The following is a 15223-nucleotide window of genomic DNA, read 5'->3' as shown; positions in this document are numbered from 1 at the left end:
TTTTTATGTCGACACGTAGGCCGGGTAAGGCGAAGCCGCCACCCGGCTTTTTTACGCGATTACCCGCCAAACTGGTCCGGGTCCGGGCCTAAACGTTTACCCTTATCCAGCTTCGCAATCTCACCCAGCTCGTCTTTGTCCAGACGGAAATCCCAGACGTCGAAGTTCTCGGCGATGCGCGATGGCGTGACCGATTTCGGGATGACCACCAGGCCGTTGTCCAGATGCCAGCGAATGACGATTTGCGCTGGGGTTTTACCGTATTTATCCGCCAGCTCACGGATAATCTTTTGATCAAACACCCCTTCGCCGCCCTGCGCCAGCGGGCTCCAGGACTCGGTCTGGATTTTATGCGTAGCGTTCCAGGCGTGTAGCTGGCGCTGCTGCATCAGCGGGTGCAGCTCGATCTGGTTAATCACTGGCGCAACGCCCGTCTCGTCAATCAGCCGCTGCAGGTGATGAACCTGGAAATTACAGACGCCGATGCTTTTCACCAGCCCCTCTTTCTGCAGTTCAATCATCCCTTTCCAGGCGTCAACGTAGTGATCGATAGCCGGAACCGGCCAGTGCATCAGCCAGAGATCGACGAAATCGAGCTGGAGTTTCTCCAGGCTCTCCTCCAGCGCTTCGCGGGGACGTTTTTGATCGTCGTTCCACAGTTTCGTGGTGATGAATAACTCATCGCGGGGGACGCCAGCGCTGGCCAGTGCCTTACCCACGCCGTCCTCGTTTTTATATGCGGCGGCGGTATCAATGGACCGATAGCCGACTTCCAGGGCTTTATGAATGGCGGAGACGACCTCGTCGTTACCGGCTTTCCATACACCTAGCCCCAACTGGGGCATCACGTTGCCGTCCTGCAGCTTGATTACGGTTTGGTTTGCCATTTTTCCTCCTTCAGGTGCGCATCGCCGGAGGGTTCCTCCGGCGATGGGTTGTGCATTAAGTCTGGACGAAATGTCAAAAAACGAAAGTCGGGAGGGCAAAAACGCTTAGCGTGCCGCTTCGTAGATGCGACGGCTCACGTCGAGCGTAATATCGCCGTGCTCGCCCAGGTGGGTCATGCCGTGTTCTTCGAGTTTTGCCAGCAGGGCAGGGATGGAGCTGCCGTCCAGGCCGTAGCCAGACAGACGCGTTGGCACGCCCAGACTTTCAAAGAAGCTGCGGGTTGCTTCGATGGCGGCATCAATACGCGCATCGTCAGAACCCTCGGTGATGTTCCACACGCGTTCAGCGTACTGCAGCAGTTTGGCACGCTTGGTATCCCGTTTTTCGTTCCACAGCGCAGGCAGCACAACGGCCAGCGTCTGAGCGTGGTCCAGACCGTGCATCGCCGTCAGCTCGTGGCCCAGCATATGGGTTGCCCAGTCCTGCGGCACGCCAGCCCCGATCAGGCCGTTCAGCGCCTGCGTTGCCGCCCACATGACGTTGGCACGAACGTCGTAGTTTTCCGGCTCTTTCAGCGCTTTTGGACCTTCTTCGACGAGCGTCAGCAGAATGCCTTCCGCGAATCGATCCTGAATTTTGGCATCTACCGGATACGTGACGTACTGCTCAACGGTATGAACAAAGGCATCGACCACGCCGTTCGCCACCTGACGCGCAGGCAGGGTGTAGGTGTAAACCGGATCCAGGATCGCGAACACAGGCTGAACGTGTTCGTTCATAAAGGCCTGTTTGTCGCCGGTCGTTTTACGGGAGATCACCGCGCCCTTGTTGGATTCAGAGCCGGTGGCCGGCAGGGTCAGCACGGAGCCCATCGGGATGGCGCTTTTAATGTCGCTGCCGCGGGTTTCCAGAATGTGCCACGGATCGATGCCGTCAGCGTAGTGCGCTGCCGCCGCGATGAACTTGGTGCCGTCCAGCACGGAGCCGCCGCCGACGGCCAGCAGGAAGGTGATATTTTCTTCGCGGGCAATTTTCACCGCGTTCATTAGCGTTTCGTAAGACGGATTTGGCTCGATGCCGCCGAACTCACGCACGTCCAGACCGTCCAGGGCGCTGTAAACCTGATCCAGCACGCCGGTTTTTTTCACGCTGCCGCCACCGTAGGTGATCAGTACGCGGGCGTCAGCGGGGATCTGCGCGCGCAGATCGGCGATAGCATCTTTACCAAACAGAATGCGGGTTGGGGTGTGAAGATTAAAGTTGTTCATTGCTCGTTCCCTTTAGTGGGTGAAAAACCGTGGTGGCGCAGAGGGCGACCTGATGCTGCACATTGTGGCCGTCCGGGGCTATCCTCTCAATGCACATTCCTGCCGATGTCTTGCCCATTTCTACAGAGCGCTGGAGAAAGCGCGGAAAAGCACGCACACTGTCAACGTCGGAAACCGTACCCGGAGTAACGTAATATGAACCGTGAAGCGATCTGCCATCAGCTCACTGCGCAGATTAAAAGACTGATAGATAAAGAAAATGGCGTCAGCGATCTGCTTCCTGACATTCGCCTGCTCTACGGCACGCAGCCCGGGACGCGCACGCCGGTCATGTACCAGCCGGGCATCGTTTTTCTCTTCTCGGGCCATAAAATTGGCTATATCAACGAGCGCGTGTTCCGCTACGACACCAATGAATATCTGCTCCTGACGGTACCTTTACCCTTCGAATGTGAAACCTTCGCGACAGAAGCCGTTCCGCTGGCCGGTATTCGCGTCAACGTCGATATTCTTCAGCTGCAGGAGCTGCTGATGGAGATTGGCGAAGATGAGTTCTTCCAGCCGTCTATGGCATCGAGCGGGATTAACTCGGCGACGCTGTCGGAAGATATCCTCTGCGCCATTGAGCGTCTGCTGGACGTGATGGAAAGGCCGCTGGACGCGCGTATTCTGGGCAAACAGATCGTCCGCGAAATTCTCTACCATGTGCTGCTGGGTCCGGGCGGCGGGGCGTTACTGGCTCTGGTGAGCCGACAGACCCACTTCAGCCTGATAAGCCGCGTGCTCAAGCGTATCGAAAGCCAGTACACGGAAAACCTCAGCGTCGACCAGCTGGCGGCGGAAGCGAACATGAGCGTCTCGGCGTTTCATCATAACTTCAAGTCGGTGACCAGCACCTCGCCGCTGCAGTACCTTAAAACCTACCGGCTGCATAAGGCGCGGATGCTGATGATCCACGACGGCATGAAGGCCAGCGCGGCGGCAATGCGGGTGGGTTACGAAAGCGCGTCGCAGTTCAGTCGGGAGTTTAAGCGCTATTTTGGCGTTACGCCGGGAGAAGATGCATCACGCATCCGAACCATGCAGGGAGCTTAAGCTTTTTCCTCTCTCCCCTATGGGGAGAGGGGATCACGCGCTGCAGTACTTCTTCTTAATCACCACCGCGATGGTTCCCACCAGGCCTGCCACCAGCAGGAACATCGGCAGCACCATCAGGAAGGTCATCACCTGATCTTCATGGTGTTTCACAAAGGGGATCATATTCAGCGCATAGCCGAGCGTGGTGACCACACCCACCCACAGCAGAGCGCTCAGCCAGTTGAAGAACTGGAAGCGGCGGTTTGACAGACCGGAAATGCCCGCCATCGTTGGCAGAAGCGTGCGAACAAACGCGAGGAAACGCCCCGCCAGCAGGGCCAGCAGGCCATGCCTGTCGAACATGCAGGTCGCACGCTGATGATATTTATGCGGTAACTGCGCCAGCCAGCCTTTTACGACGCGGGTATTCCCAAGCCAGCGGCCCTGCAGATAGCTCAGCCAGCAGCCCAGGCTGGCTGCGGAGGTGAGAATAACCATTGTTGGCGTGAAGTCCATGACGCCTTTCCCGATTAACGCCCCGGCAAGTAAAAGCAGGCTGTCACCGGGTAAAAACGAGGCTGGCAGTAATCCATTTTCCAGAAAAAGAGTTGCGAACATCACGAGGTAAACGATACCAACGATGTGAGGATCCGCCAGCGCGGCAAAGTCGTGATGCCAAAGCGCCGCGATAATATCTTGAATAACAGCCATGGACTTTCCTGTGGAACAGCAGATATAGCGCTATTGTACTCCCTTATTCGCCCGTCGGGTTTGATCCCGGGCGCAACTCATGCAGACTTTTCTCATTGCCGTGTCCACAAAAGCGTCCAGAGAGTACATTTTCAGCCAGCACTCTACACGATACGCTCGAACCCTGCTGCTAAATCGGCAATCAGATCGTCAACATTTTCTAAACCGATATGCAGTCGAATCAGGGTACCGCTGAAGTCCACTTCACCGCCGGGACGCAGAGCCGCAACCTGTTCCGGCTGATTAGGCAGGATCAGGGATTCAAAACCGCCCCAGGAGTAGGCCATGCTGAAGAGGGTAAAATTATCCAGATAGCTCGCCAGCTCGTCGTTATTCAGCCGCTTTTTCAGTACGAACGAGAACAAACCGCTGCTGCCCGTAAAATCACGCTGCCAGAATTCGTGGCCTTTACTGCCCGGTAGCGCGGGATGATTCACGCGCTCAACCTGCGGATGCTGCGCCAGCCATTCGGCCACCTTCAGGCTGCTTTCATGGTGCTGACGCAGGCGAACGCCCAGCGTGCGGAGTCCGCGGCTGGTCATGTAGGCCGTATCTGCATCCACCATCTGGCCCATCAGGTAGGCATTTTCACGCAGCTGATCCCAGCAGCGCGCGTTGGAAACCGCGGTGCCAATCATGCCGTCAGAGTGGCCTATCAGGTATTTCGTCGCCGCCTGAATCGAGATATCAATGTCGAACTCCAGGGCTTTAAACAGCACGCCCGCCGCCCAGGTGTTGTCGATCATCACGATCGCCTCTGGCGCTTTGCTGCGCACGGCCTTCACGATAGCCGGTACGTCGTGAACTTCCATGGTGAGCGATCCCGGAGATTCCAGGAACACAATGCGCGTGTTTGGCTGAATAAGTTCGGCAATGCCTTCACCGATCAGCGGGTCGAACCAGCCGGTCGTTACGCCGAGCTTGCTGAGGATTTTGGTGCAGAAGTCCTGGCTGGGCTCGTAGGCGGTGTTGGTCATCAGGATATGGTCGCCCTGTTCCACAAACGCCAGAATGGTGTTGGCGACCGCCGCCGCCCCGCACGGGAACAGCGCGCAGCCCGCGCCGCCTTCCAGCTCGCACATCGCTTCCTGAAGAGAGAAATGGGTCAGCGTGCCGCGACGGCCATAAAACAGCCCGCCTTTCGCGCGGTTACGCGTGGCGATTTTTTTCTCCTCTACGGTATCAAACACCAGCGAGGAGGCTCGTTGAATCACGCTGTTGACCGATCCCTGCGTATATTTTTTGCTGCGTCCTGCCTGTACCAGCGTGGTATCAAGATGCTTCTTTGTCATGTTCGCTAACCCTGTTTTTATACGTCTGGACGTCCAGACTACCACGATTGGAAAAAACTGCACCCCGGGGCTTATCGAATAAGCAGAAAATATTAGCAAAAATTTGCATAAGAAATTTTTACTGCGTAAGCGCAAGGAAAGTGAACGAAAATTACGGCACCATGCAAATACTAATGAGAACTACTATCAATTCGACGACGTTTTGATATTATTACGCTCAGATTTTGTGATTTGCGTCCTGGAGATACAGAGTGGGTAATAATTTGATGCAGACGGATCTCTCCGTTTGGGGCATGTATCAGCATGCTGACATCGTGGTTAAGATTGTGATGATCGGCCTGATTCTGGCGTCCGTTGTCACCTGGGCTATCTTCTTCAGCAAAAGCGCCGAGCTGCTTTCGCAGAAGCGTCGCCTTAAGCGGGAACAGCAGCAGCTGGCTGAAGCCCGCTCTCTGGATCAGGCTTCAGATATGACCTCATCCTTCCACGCGAAAAGCCTGACCACCCTGTTAGTGAACGAAGCGCAGAACGAGCTGGAACTCTCCGCTGGCAGTGAAGATAACGAAGGGATCAAAGAACGTACCGGTTTCCGCCTGGAGCGTCGCGTTGCGGCCGTTGGCCGACACATGGGACGCGGCAATGGCTATCTGGCGACCATCGGCGCGATCTCACCGTTCATCGGTCTTTTCGGAACGGTCTGGGGCATCATGAACAGCTTTATCGGTATCGCGCAGACCCAAACCACCAACCTGGCGGTCGTGGCGCCGGGTATCGCAGAAGCGCTGCTGGCGACGGCAATCGGTCTGGTCGCCGCTATCCCGGCGGTGGTTATCTACAACATCTTCGCACGCATGATTGGCAGCTACAAAGCCACGCTGGGTGATGTTGCCGCGCAGGTTCTGCTGCTGCAAAGCCGCGATCTCGACCTGAACGCCAGCTCGGTTAAGCCGGTGCACGCGGCGTCTAAACTGCGCGCAGGTTAAGAGTATGGCGATGCGTCTAAACGAAAATCTGGACGATAACGGCGAAATGCATGAAATCAACGTGACGCCGTTTATCGACGTCATGCTGGTTCTGCTGATTATCTTCATGGTGGCCGCGCCGCTGGCGACGGTGGATGTGAAGGTGAATCTGCCCGCCTCTTCCAGCCAGCCCCAGCCGCGCCCGGAGAAGCCTATCTACCTGTCGGTGAAAGCGGATAAATCAATGTTCCTCGGGAACGACCCGGTGACGGCCGACTCGGTCATCCCGGCGCTGGAGCAGCTTACGGGCGGTAAGAAAGACACCACGGTCTTCTTCCGCGCGGATAAAACCGTTGATTATGAAACCATGATGAAGGTAATGGACACGCTGCATCAGGCGGGTTACCTGAAGATTGGACTGGTCGGCGAAGAGAAAGCGGCCTCGAAGTGATAAAGAAGCTGGCGAAAGCCGGCTTTTTTTATGCCTGTCGGCTTAAGCGTTTTTATTATCCGTCGGTGCGGTAGAAGGGATTGCCAGCGCGTCCTCATCAAGCGCCACGCAGGTGACGTTTGAGGTACGGTACTCACCGTCGGACAGCTTGCGCGTCAGACGCAGGGTGGAGATTTCTCTGGCAAGCAGATACTGATAATTGGCCTCAAGACGTCCCAGAAGCTTCTCTTTCAGCTCGGGACGCTGCTCTATGATGGCGTTCATCACGGCACCGTAAATCTCTTCTTTGACCTGTAGCGGATAAATTTCACGGCGATTCTGCCACTTCAGACGAACCAGCGTCGCCGGGATCGATACCAGGTCTTGCGTAATACGCGTCATCTCGTCATTTTTTGTGTTTCTTAGCGCGTCGAGATTTTGCTTTAAGATAAATTCATCACTTTTTTTATCATCTAAAGTCAAATAAACGTCGTTGTTTTTAACTTCTTTCACGTTAATCTTCCCCCAGGCTATAAAAGATTGGGTTGTTTTTTTCGCGCGTAATTAAATTAAGCCAAATTTCATTGCCCGCTTCATTAATTTCTTCGGTTTTCTCGGCCATTATTTGACTTAGTTTCTGGGCATCTATTTCACCCTCGGCCTGCAGGTCATTCAGCAGGTGGACAAAGGCTTCAATTTTTATGGCGCGAAATAAGCGGTCTTTTATATGGCGATCGTGCTCTTCCAGCAACATATTTCGGGATTTGCCAGTTCGGGAAACACCAATTAATATATCGGGCTCGAAATCAGAGAGCTTTCTTTTCCCCTGAGTGAAACTGGCCTCTTTTTCTGCTTCCGTCGGTTGCTGTTCCACAGGCGTAATGTGGTACTTAGCCGGGACGAGATAGTCGGGCAGCATTTTTAATTTCCTTTATTTTCAACAGGGTGGGGTTGGTAAAGGCGTGAGATTCGTTGACAATATCATGAGGCAAATTTAAAATCAAAAAAAATGGAGCCTACCCATGAACAGCATCTTTTTTACGGTCATCACATTACTATTACTGACCGCTGGTGTGCTTTTATTGATGCAGGAGTTCAATAAAACGAAAGTGTCGAAAGACACCAGTGAACCCCCGCAACCTGAACTGATGACAAAAGAGGAAGGGGAAGACCATTTCTCTGTATTGATGAACTCCGTTACGCCTGTCTGGTACTGGCGGGTGAACCACGAATATATTGACTTTTTACACGCGACAATTAAGCGCATGAAAATGTCGGAAATTAATGACACGCCTGGACTGTTTGAGGCACAGCGTCGCTGTAGCGATCTGAATTCAGCAGTCTATAAATATTATGACAATATTAAAAAGCGCTGTCTTAACGGCGAGAAGGTCTCTTATTCCGATCTGGACGTATTAAATTTGCGTCAGTGTTTTCGCGAGTTCAGCTTGGAAGCCTATCCTGAACTGGTGGCGCTTGTCTGGCCGGAGTACGCACGTCCCGAGGTTAACCCAGACAACGTCTAAGTGACGTACCGTTGAGTTATTGCAAACAGCCAGCGCCGTTGAGATATACTGGGCGCTGGTTTCTTTTGCAAACAGGACTTTATGGAACGCTTTTTTGAAAATGCCATGTATGCCTCCCGCTGGATACTGGCCCCCGTCTATTTTGGCCTCTCGCTGGCACTTATCGCACTGACGATTAAGTTCTTTCAGGAAATCTGGCATGTTCTGCCGAACATTTTTTCTATTGCCGAAGCGGATTTGATTCTGGTTCTGCTGTCGCTGGTGGACATGACCCTGGTGGGCGGGCTGCTGGTGATGGTGATGTTCTCCGGCTACGAGAATTTTGTCTCCCAGCTCGATATCGACGAGCGTAAAGAGAAGCTCAGCTGGCTGGGCAAAATGGATGCTTCGTCGCTGAAGAATAAAGTGGCCGCGTCGATTGTGGCGATCTCTTCTATCCACCTGTTGCGCGTTTTTATGGACGCGAAGAACGTGCCGGATAACAAACTGATGTGGTACGTCATCATCCACCTGACGTTTGTGCTGTCTGCGTTTGTGATGGGGTATCTGGATAAGATCAGTAAGAAATAAAGTACACCTTACCCCTCACCCTAACCCTCTCCCCAAAGGGGCGAGGGGACCGCTCGGTGCGGCCTTTCTCCCTCTCCCTGTGGGAGAGGGCCGGGGTGAGGGCATCAGACCGCACTATTTATCCGACGACGCCTGCCACAGATTCAAAGCGCTTTCCCACTCTGCACTTATCACATCACAAATTGCATCACTAAGCGTGGGCCTAATGATTAACGGCAGCTGTGTGACCAGTGAAGCCACGCTAATTAAAAATGATCACAAAACGTTATAATTTCCCTCTTTCCTGCCGATAACGAGAGTAGTACTCGCCTCTGGGCGAACTCACCCTCACGGCAAGGAAGACTTATGAATATGCTCCGTAATTTCACGATCCGTTTCGTCATGCTGACGATTCTCGGGATCTTTTGTTTAATGTGGGCGGGCGTTGGGTTGTACAGCACCTGGTCCCTTTCTCGCGTATCGGATGGCAATGAAGTCGATCGCCAGCTGGTTAAACAGATGACGGTACTCAGCCAGGGTAACGATCAATATTTCCGCTTTGTGACCCGTCTGAGCCGCGCAATGGAAGTCAAAGCCGCAGGCGGCACGCCGGATCTGTCCTCCGCCCAACAGGCGCTGGATAACATGGGCAAGAAACTGGCCGAGATGAAAGCGATCTCCCCAGGCCCGATGGACGAGCAGGTCTCTTCCCGGGTGATCGGCTCCTGGCAGGCGCTGCTCGAACAGGGCGTCACGCCGCAAATGCAGCAGGCGAAGCAGGGGGCTCTGGAGGGGTATCGCCAGCAGGCCAACAACGTCACGCCACCGCTGAGCCGCGCGTTCGGTGCGGCCGCTGAGGCGTTCAACAATGCCGCCGCGAAGTCGCTCGACAGCACCCGCGTGGTGGTGGACGGCCTGACAAGCATGACCCGCACGGTGATTATCGTCGCCACGATTATCGGCCTGCTGATCCTGCTCTTCACCGACCGTTACCTGGTGGCGATGCTGGTCAAACCGCTGGCTCGCATTCGCCAGCAGTTCCGCCAGATTGCCCAGGGCGATCTCAGCCAGCCCATTGAGCCGTTCGGCCGCAACTGCGTGGGGCAGCTGGTGCCGCTGCTGAGCGCGATGCAGGACAGCCTGCGCGAAGCGGTCAGTACGATTCGCTCCGGCAGTGAAAATATCTGGCGCGGTGCGACGGAAATCTCCAGCGGTAACAACGACCTCTCTTCCCGTACCGAAGAGCAGGCGGCTGCGCTGGAAGAGACGGCAGCCAGCATGGAACAGCTGACCGCCACGGTGAAACTGAACGCGGAAAGCGCGCGTCAGGCCAGCCAGCTGGCTGATGTGGCCTCAACTACCGCCAGCCGCGGCGGCTCGCTGGTGGAAGAGGTGGTGACCACAATGAGCGGTATTTCGGAAAGCTCGAAGAAAATTGCTGAAATCACCAACGTGATCAACAGCATTGCCTTCCAGACCAATATTCTGGCACTCAATGCGGCGGTTGAAGCGGCGCGTGCCGGCGAACAGGGGCGTGGTTTCGCCGTGGTGGCAGGTGAAGTTCGTAACCTGGCAAGCCGCAGCGCCAACGCGGCTAAAGAGATTGAGGGGCTGATTACCGATTCCGTTTCCCGCGTAGAGCAGGGGGCGCAGCTGGTGAGCGACACCGGCACCACCATGGATGCGATTTTGCGCGACGTGACGGAAGTGACGACCATCATGAAGCAAATCGCTTCCGCCTCTGAGGAGCAAAGCAAGGGTATTTCGCAGGTCGGGATTGCCATTACCCAGATGGACGGCGTGACCCAGCAAAACGCCTCGCTGGTTGAAGAAGTTTCTGCCGCGGCGGCGGCGCTGGAGCGCCAGACCGAAGAGCTTCAGCGCTCGGTGCAGAAGTTCCGCCTGACGGCATAACGCAACGTACAAGGCCGCCTTGTGCGGCCTTATATTATTAACGCCTTCCCCATTCAGCCCCTTCTGAAACTGCTATTCTTTTGCTAACCCCCTGACGTTCTGGGCTCTCTTCTTCGAGGTGTTGCTATGAACAGATCGTTATCTGTCGTTCCCGTCCTTTCTTTCATTCTTCTGATGCTGTTCTCGGTTTCTGCCAGTGCGACCCAGCAGGCGCAGGAGCGGCGCGTGGCGCGTGATGTCAGGCAGGAAACCCGCGACGCGTCGCGGCAGGTGAAGCAGACCTGCGTGGCGAACAATAACCAGAGCAATCACGACTGCCGTCAGGACAAGCGTCAGATGAAACAGTCCGGAAGACAAAAAGCGCGGGACATTAAGTATTAATGCAACAGATGAGGCGGCATGCAGGCATGTCTCTTACCGCCTTTTCCAATGGCGTTTCAGCATGACGATCGTCATTGATGCTTCGCCCGGCCAGAACTTAGGGCGTATTTTGACGTGCGTCTCACGCTGGTGCGTTTAACCCTGCAGCTGCAATTCTGGAAATCGGATATCCCGTTGCGGATGCCACTTCCGCAATACGCTTAAATGAAGGGTTACCGTTTGGTGAAAGTGATTTATAGAGTGATTCGCGAGAAATGCCTGCACGTTTAGCAATGACGGTCATCCCGCCAGAGGCTTCAATCACATGTCGTAAAGCCAGCATGAACGCCTCATAGCCTCCGGGCTCGTCAATTTCAATGAAAGCCTGATGAAGATATACGGGCGCGAAATCCGGAGAATCTTTCAGGAGCTGTACCATTGCGTCATCATGAAGTACTGATTTAGCCATTCCGATTTCCTCTTATATTCTGCGCTTGTAGTCGTTGAGATACTCAACGGCCCTGTCAATATCTGCATTTTGCTTTTTTTTCGTTCCAGTCAATAGCACCAGACTCACTGCGCCATCTGCCGGATCGAAGACTTCGCTGAAATAGACGCGGTAACCCGGCCCCTGGTCAATCCTGAGTTCTGAAACGCTCTCTCTGCATGGCTTGCAATCACCATAGTTACCCGTAGACATTCTGGCGACACGTGTAGCAATCATGGCTTTAGCTATGGGATCTTTCACACTTCTCAGATATGCATCAAAAGGGTCGTACCCGTCTGCTGTGATGTAGTGTTTGACCTTAGCCATTATTGTAGCCTGTAGTTTACGATAAGCAAATGCATTGTAATCTTCAGGCTACGACAGGCAACTGTTCACAGGGTTGTTGCAGTGGGGAAGATGTGATTTCTGAAAGCGGATCGCAAAAATGTGAGATCTTGTGCGGAGGGATGACTGCATAACAACGAGGCCGGGCTCGCAGAGCGCTGCCCGGCTGTATTTATCAGTACGTCGCTTCACCAATCAGCGCACCCGTGCCCGCACCAACGGCTGCACCTTTCAGCACGCTCTTGCCGGTAACCGCTGCGGCACCTGCTCCCACGGCAGCCCCTACCGCGCCGCCCTTACGCGCGGCTTTACCTTTGCCGCCGTTTTTGAACATGGCACCTGTGCCTGCGCCCACGGCGGCGCCGCCAACGGTCGATTTCAGATCTTTGCCCGTGGCCGCACCAATGGCCGCGCCTGCTACCGCGCCAGCGGCGGTTTTGTCGATAGCCATTCCCGAGGTGGAAAAAATGAGGGCGCTGATAACCAGCGTTGTTTTAATAAGTTTCATAACAGATCCTTTGTGACTGCTGTCGGTTGAGACGTCGTTTCTCACGCGAGAAAAACGTCCAGATAGTGCCAGCAATACCGGCTCAACCTTTAAGCTAATCATGCCCTGGGCTGGGATCTCAGTTGCCGGGCGGGGACCCGCCCGGCTGAACATTACGCCTGACGCTTATCTTCCGTATTGGTATCGAAGTCGCTCGCCGCGTGGCGTTCGTGGAGCTGCTCGTTCAGCTCGCCGCTGGTGCGGTTAACGATACGGCCGCGCTTAACGGCATGGCGATTCGCCAAGTCTTTCGCCCAGCGCTGCACGTTTGTGTACTTCTCTGCATCGAGGAACTCGGCGGCGTTATAGACGCTGCCAAGCGCCACGCAGCCGAACCACGGCCAGATGGCGATATCCGCGATGGTATACTCTTCCCCCGCCACGTAGCGACCGCGCGCCAGCTGTTTATCCAGCACGTCGAACAGGCGCTTGGCTTCCATGGTGAAGCGGTCAATCGCGTATTCAATTTTTACCGGCGCGTAGTTGTAGAAGTGGCCAAAGCCGCCGCCGAGGAACGGCGCTGCGCCCTGCAGCCAGAACAGCCAGTTCAGGGTCTCGGTGCGTCCAGCCGGATCTTTCGGCAGGAAGTGACCGAATTTCTCTGCCAGATAGAGCAGGATATTGCCGGATTCAAAGACGCGCGTTGGCGGGTTCGTGGAGTGGTCACGCAGCGCCGGTATTTTCGAGTTCGGGTTCACCTCAACAAACCCGCTGGAGAACTGATCGCCCTCGCCGATGCGGATCAACCATGCGTCGTACTCCGCGCCCGTCACGCCCAGCGCCAGCAGCTCTTCGAGCATAATCGTCACTTTCTGACCGTTCGGTGTTCCGAGAGAGTAAAGCTGCAGCGGGTGGGAGCCCACGGGCAGATCTTTCTCATGGGTCGCGCCGGAAATCGGGCGGTTGATGTTGGCGAACGCGCCGCCGCCGTTCTTTTTCCATTCCCATACTTTTGGTGGCTGATACGTGTTGTCTGACATGTTGGCCTGCCTTTTGAGTGATGTGTTGAGGCAGTGTAGCAGGAGATTTGTGAAGCGTTTAACGAACTGAGCGTAATCGATCTGCCGCTATTCCTTCCGGCGCTTATATATAACAAATCCGGCATAAGCTTAATCGAAAATCGCATTTTCATAATTAATGCGTAAACCGATAAAGCTGAATATGATGCTTCAACATAAATAAAAGATGCAGTAATAAACACTTTATAAGGCAAGGAGTTAGTGAGATGCGCAAGCTTCTGTTATCGGCAGTGGTCGTTTCGCTCGCGTTAGGCCTGGCGGGCTGTGATGATGCGAAAAATAAAGAGACAAACAGTGCGGCTGCGGCAAAAAACGACGCGCCAAAAGAGGGCGGTTCGCTAATTATTGGAATTACCTCCGGCGACCCGTTAGCCGTTAATCCGCTCTATGCCAGTGACCGTACGACGTTAACGATCATGCAGGCGCTCTATGCCCCGCTGTACAGTTTTAATAACGGCAACATTGAGTGGGGCCTGGCGGAAAGCCTGACGCCTTCCGCCGACAACCTGAGCTATACCCTGACGTTAAAACCCAACCTCAAATGGCAGGACGGCCAGCCGCTGACGGCGGACGACGTGGTCTTTACGTTCAATAAGCTGCTGGATGCCAAACAGCACAGCTTCTTCCGCAGCATGTTCACCTACGGCGACAAGCCGGTACAGGTGAGCAAGGTGGATGAGCGCACCGTCAAATTCACCCTACCGCAGGTCAGCGCGGCCTTTACCGGCACCCTGGTACAAATCTACCCGATCCCGCAGCACGTGTTCGCCGGTGAAGGCGACCTGGAAAAGAGCAGCAAAAACGATGCGCCCGTGGGTTCTGGCCCGTTCAAATTCAAAGAGTACCGCGCCGGGCAATATTACGCCCTGACCCGTTTTGACGATTACTGGAACGGCAAAGCGAAGCTTGATTCGGTCACCTACCGTTTCGCCAAAGACAGCAACGCCGCCAACCTTGCGCTGCAAAACGGGGAAATCAACCTCAAGATGGTTGACCCGCAGGACGTGAACCGCCTGAAAAATACCGGTAAGTTTGACTTCGTGGTCTATCCGGAAGGCCGTCTGGCCTATATGACGTTCAACCAGAACGTGCCGGTGATGAAGAGCAAAGCGCTGCGCCAGGCCATCGCGTATGCCATCAACAAAGACGAGCTCACCCAGACCGCCTTTACCTCGCTGGACTACGCTAAACCGGCGACCTCCTTCCTGACGCCAGATACGCTTTACAAGACGGATGACGTCGAGCAGTACAAGTTCGATCTGCAAAAAGCCAAAGAGCTGCTGAAGACGTCCGGCGCGCCGGACAATCTCAAGCTGCGCCTGGCGTATGTGAACACCAACAAAACCCAGGAGAGCATGGCGCTCTACATTCAGCAGGCGCTGAAGGGCATTGGGGTGAACGTGGAGCTGATGCCGCTGGACTCCAACGCCATGTCTCAGCGCAGCCTCGATATGAACAACACCGCGTGGGAGCTGAACCTGGGCGGCTACATCATGGGCTCCGAGCCGGACGGTTACAAATCGCTGTTCATGAGCAACGAAGCCTATAACTACGCGCACTACAAAAATCCGCAGTTTGATGCCCTGTGGGATAAAGGCGCAGTGGAAACCGACGCCGCAAAACGTGCCGATATCTACAAGCAAATTCAGCAGACCGTGGCGAACGATATGACCTACTACCCGATCGCCTACACCAATGCGACCGTCGCGGTGGACAAGCGCTTCGGCGGCACCCAGGAAGCGGAGCCGAAACCGGTCTATCTGTTCCAGGATCTGTCAAAAATCTATCAGAAATAAGTGATTGCCCCGG

At 54.8% G+C, this 15223-nt stretch carries 18 protein-coding genes; 8 read left to right on the top strand and 10 right to left on the bottom strand.

The window, feature by feature from the left end:
• Positions 1 to 59 precede the first annotated feature (59 nt).
• Both dkgA and yqhD read right to left on the bottom strand, forming a co-directional pair.
• Positions 60 to 887, bottom strand: coding sequence for a 2,5-didehydrogluconate reductase DkgA (dkgA, locus tag AC27FC_RS18000; RefSeq protein ID WP_033146647.1), 828 nt, complete (start codon positions 885 to 887; stop codon positions 60 to 62).
• 105 nt (positions 888 to 992) lie between these two features.
• On the bottom strand, positions 993 to 2156 hold the full coding sequence (gene yqhD / locus AC27FC_RS17995; protein WP_094935316.1) for an alcohol dehydrogenase: 1164 nt from the start codon (positions 2154 to 2156) through the stop codon (positions 993 to 995).
• 195 nt (positions 2157 to 2351) lie between these two features.
• On the opposite strand from yqhD, the gene AC27FC_RS17990 reads away from it, so the two are divergent.
• A complete protein-coding gene (locus AC27FC_RS17990; protein WP_094935317.1) occupies positions 2352 to 3251 on the top strand; it encodes an AraC family transcriptional regulator in 900 nt (299 codons plus the stop codon).
• Between the two features lie 33 nt (positions 3252 to 3284).
• On the opposite strand, the gene yghB is transcribed toward AC27FC_RS17990, so the two are convergent.
• Together yghB and metC are read right to left on the bottom strand one after the other, a co-directional pair.
• The gene (yghB, locus tag AC27FC_RS17985) at positions 3285 to 3944 is read right to left on the bottom strand and encodes a DedA family general envelope maintenance protein YghB (protein ID WP_029740714.1); all 660 of its coding nucleotides are present in this window, start codon (positions 3942 to 3944) and stop codon (positions 3285 to 3287) included.
• A 143-nt stretch (positions 3945 to 4087) separates the two neighbouring features.
• On the bottom strand, positions 4088 to 5275 hold the full coding sequence (gene metC / locus AC27FC_RS17980; protein WP_045403978.1) for a cystathionine beta-lyase: 1188 nt from the start codon (positions 5273 to 5275) through the stop codon (positions 4088 to 4090).
• Positions 5276 to 5526: 251 nt separating this feature from the next.
• Here metC and exbB point away from each other — a divergent pair, with 251 nt between their 5' ends.
• The gene (gene exbB, locus AC27FC_RS17975) at positions 5527 to 6258 is read left to right on the top strand and encodes a tol-pal system-associated acyl-CoA thioesterase (protein ID WP_023333405.1); all 732 of its coding nucleotides are present in this window, start codon (positions 5527 to 5529) and stop codon (positions 6256 to 6258) included.
• A gap of 4 nt (positions 6259 to 6262) precedes the next feature.
• Complete coding sequence (gene exbD, locus AC27FC_RS17970) at positions 6263 to 6688, top strand: TonB system transport protein ExbD (protein ID WP_023309173.1); 426 nt, start codon at positions 6263 to 6265, stop codon at positions 6686 to 6688.
• Positions 6689 to 6730: 42 nt separating this feature from the next.
• Here exbD and AC27FC_RS17965 read toward each other — a convergent pair whose 3' ends face one another.
• Both AC27FC_RS17965 and AC27FC_RS17960 read right to left on the bottom strand, forming a co-directional pair.
• Positions 6731 to 7180, bottom strand: a complete 450-nt coding sequence (locus AC27FC_RS17965) for a cytoplasmic protein (RefSeq protein WP_094935318.1) — start codon at positions 7178 to 7180, stop codon at positions 6731 to 6733.
• A gap of 1 nt (position 7181) precedes the next feature.
• Complete coding sequence (locus AC27FC_RS17960; protein ID WP_023309171.1) at positions 7182 to 7586, bottom strand: hypothetical protein; 405 nt, start codon at positions 7584 to 7586, stop codon at positions 7182 to 7184.
• A 103-nt stretch (positions 7587 to 7689) separates the two neighbouring features.
• Between AC27FC_RS17960 and AC27FC_RS17955 the strand changes: the two genes are divergently transcribed.
• The 4 genes from AC27FC_RS17955 to AC27FC_RS17940 all read left to right on the top strand — a co-directional run bounded on the left by AC27FC_RS17955 (position 7690) and on the right by AC27FC_RS17940 (position 11037).
• Entirely contained in the window at positions 7690 to 8193 is a 504-nt protein-coding gene (locus tag AC27FC_RS17955) for an ESA_00282 family adhesion-associated protein (protein ID WP_023309170.1), read from the top strand.
• A gap of 81 nt (positions 8194 to 8274) precedes the next feature.
• The gene (locus AC27FC_RS17950; protein ID WP_023309169.1) at positions 8275 to 8763 is read left to right on the top strand and encodes a TIGR00645 family protein; all 489 of its coding nucleotides are present in this window, start codon (positions 8275 to 8277) and stop codon (positions 8761 to 8763) included.
• Between the two features lie 345 nt (positions 8764 to 9108).
• Positions 9109 to 10656 carry a methyl-accepting chemotaxis protein gene (locus tag AC27FC_RS17945; RefSeq protein ID WP_045888191.1) on the top strand — a complete coding sequence of 516 codons (1548 nt, stop codon included), beginning with the start codon at positions 9109 to 9111 and terminating at the stop codon, positions 10654 to 10656.
• A gap of 126 nt (positions 10657 to 10782) precedes the next feature.
• Positions 10783 to 11037 carry a hypothetical protein gene (locus AC27FC_RS17940; protein WP_094935319.1) on the top strand — a complete coding sequence of 85 codons (255 nt, stop codon included), beginning with the start codon at positions 10783 to 10785 and terminating at the stop codon, positions 11035 to 11037.
• Positions 11038 to 11158: 121 nt separating this feature from the next.
• Here the strand turns inward: AC27FC_RS17940 and AC27FC_RS17935 are convergent, their stop codons facing one another.
• The 4 genes from AC27FC_RS17935 to yghU form a co-directional block, all read right to left on the bottom strand.
• Entirely contained in the window at positions 11159 to 11485 is a 327-nt protein-coding gene (locus AC27FC_RS17935; RefSeq protein WP_032640599.1) for a helix-turn-helix domain-containing transcriptional regulator, read from the bottom strand.
• A gap of 12 nt (positions 11486 to 11497) precedes the next feature.
• Positions 11498 to 11830, bottom strand: coding sequence for a type II toxin-antitoxin system RelE/ParE family toxin (locus tag AC27FC_RS17930; protein ID WP_033146641.1), 333 nt, complete (start codon positions 11828 to 11830; stop codon positions 11498 to 11500).
• 193 nt (positions 11831 to 12023) lie between these two features.
• Complete coding sequence (locus AC27FC_RS17925; protein WP_196355081.1) at positions 12024 to 12356, bottom strand: glycine zipper family protein; 333 nt, start codon at positions 12354 to 12356, stop codon at positions 12024 to 12026.
• 152 nt (positions 12357 to 12508) lie between these two features.
• Positions 12509 to 13375: a glutathione-dependent disulfide-bond oxidoreductase gene (gene yghU / locus AC27FC_RS17920; RefSeq protein ID WP_094935321.1), complete on the bottom strand. Its 867-nt coding sequence runs from the start codon at positions 13373 to 13375 to the stop codon at positions 12509 to 12511.
• A gap of 245 nt (positions 13376 to 13620) precedes the next feature.
• Here yghU and AC27FC_RS17915 point away from each other — a divergent pair, with 245 nt between their 5' ends.
• The gene (locus tag AC27FC_RS17915; RefSeq protein ID WP_033146640.1) at positions 13621 to 15210 is read left to right on the top strand and encodes an ABC transporter substrate-binding protein; all 1590 of its coding nucleotides are present in this window, start codon (positions 13621 to 13623) and stop codon (positions 15208 to 15210) included.
• Positions 15211 to 15223: the final 13 nt, after the last annotated feature.

This window comes from Enterobacter sp. C3_dUdeg, assembly GCF_057536195.1.
The sequence above is the reverse complement of the archived record's forward strand: the minus strand, read 5'-3'. Positions and strand labels throughout refer to the sequence as shown.

What these genes read in the sequence shown, in the direction of transcription:
- dkgA (WP_033146647.1), bottom strand. Translation starts at nt 887, where the DNA reads ATGGCAAACCAAACCGTAATCAAGCTGCAGGACGGCAACGTGATGCCC.
- yqhD (WP_094935316.1), bottom strand. Translation starts at nt 2,156, where the DNA reads ATGAACAACTTTAATCTTCACACCCCAACCCGCATTCTGTTTGGTAAA.
- AC27FC_RS17990 (WP_094935317.1), top strand. Translation starts at nt 2,352, where the DNA reads ATGAACCGTGAAGCGATCTGCCATCAGCTCACTGCGCAGATTAAAAGA.
- yghB (WP_029740714.1), bottom strand. Translation starts at nt 3,944, where the DNA reads ATGGCTGTTATTCAAGATATTATCGCGGCGCTTTGGCATCACGACTTT.
- metC (WP_045403978.1), bottom strand. Translation starts at nt 5,275, where the DNA reads ATGACAAAGAAGCATCTTGATACCACGCTGGTACAGGCAGGACGCAGC.
- exbD (WP_023309173.1), top strand. Translation starts at nt 6,263, where the DNA reads ATGGCGATGCGTCTAAACGAAAATCTGGACGATAACGGCGAAATGCAT.
- AC27FC_RS17960 (WP_023309171.1), bottom strand. Translation starts at nt 7,586, where the DNA reads ATGCTGCCCGACTATCTCGTCCCGGCTAAGTACCACATTACGCCTGTG.
- AC27FC_RS17955 (WP_023309170.1), top strand. Translation starts at nt 7,690, where the DNA reads ATGAACAGCATCTTTTTTACGGTCATCACATTACTATTACTGACCGCT.
- AC27FC_RS17950 (WP_023309169.1), top strand. Translation starts at nt 8,275, where the DNA reads ATGGAACGCTTTTTTGAAAATGCCATGTATGCCTCCCGCTGGATACTG.
- AC27FC_RS17945 (WP_045888191.1), top strand. Translation starts at nt 9,109, where the DNA reads ATGAATATGCTCCGTAATTTCACGATCCGTTTCGTCATGCTGACGATT.
- AC27FC_RS17940 (WP_094935319.1), top strand. Translation starts at nt 10,783, where the DNA reads ATGAACAGATCGTTATCTGTCGTTCCCGTCCTTTCTTTCATTCTTCTG.
- AC27FC_RS17935 (WP_032640599.1), bottom strand. Translation starts at nt 11,485, where the DNA reads ATGGCTAAATCAGTACTTCATGATGACGCAATGGTACAGCTCCTGAAA.
- AC27FC_RS17930 (WP_033146641.1), bottom strand. Translation starts at nt 11,830, where the DNA reads ATGGCTAAGGTCAAACACTACATCACAGCAGACGGGTACGACCCTTTT.
- AC27FC_RS17925 (WP_196355081.1), bottom strand. Translation starts at nt 12,356, where the DNA reads ATGAAACTTATTAAAACAACGCTGGTTATCAGCGCCCTCATTTTTTCC.
- yghU (WP_094935321.1), bottom strand. Translation starts at nt 13,375, where the DNA reads ATGTCAGACAACACGTATCAGCCACCAAAAGTATGGGAATGGAAAAAG.
- AC27FC_RS17915 (WP_033146640.1), top strand. Translation starts at nt 13,621, where the DNA reads ATGCGCAAGCTTCTGTTATCGGCAGTGGTCGTTTCGCTCGCGTTAGGC.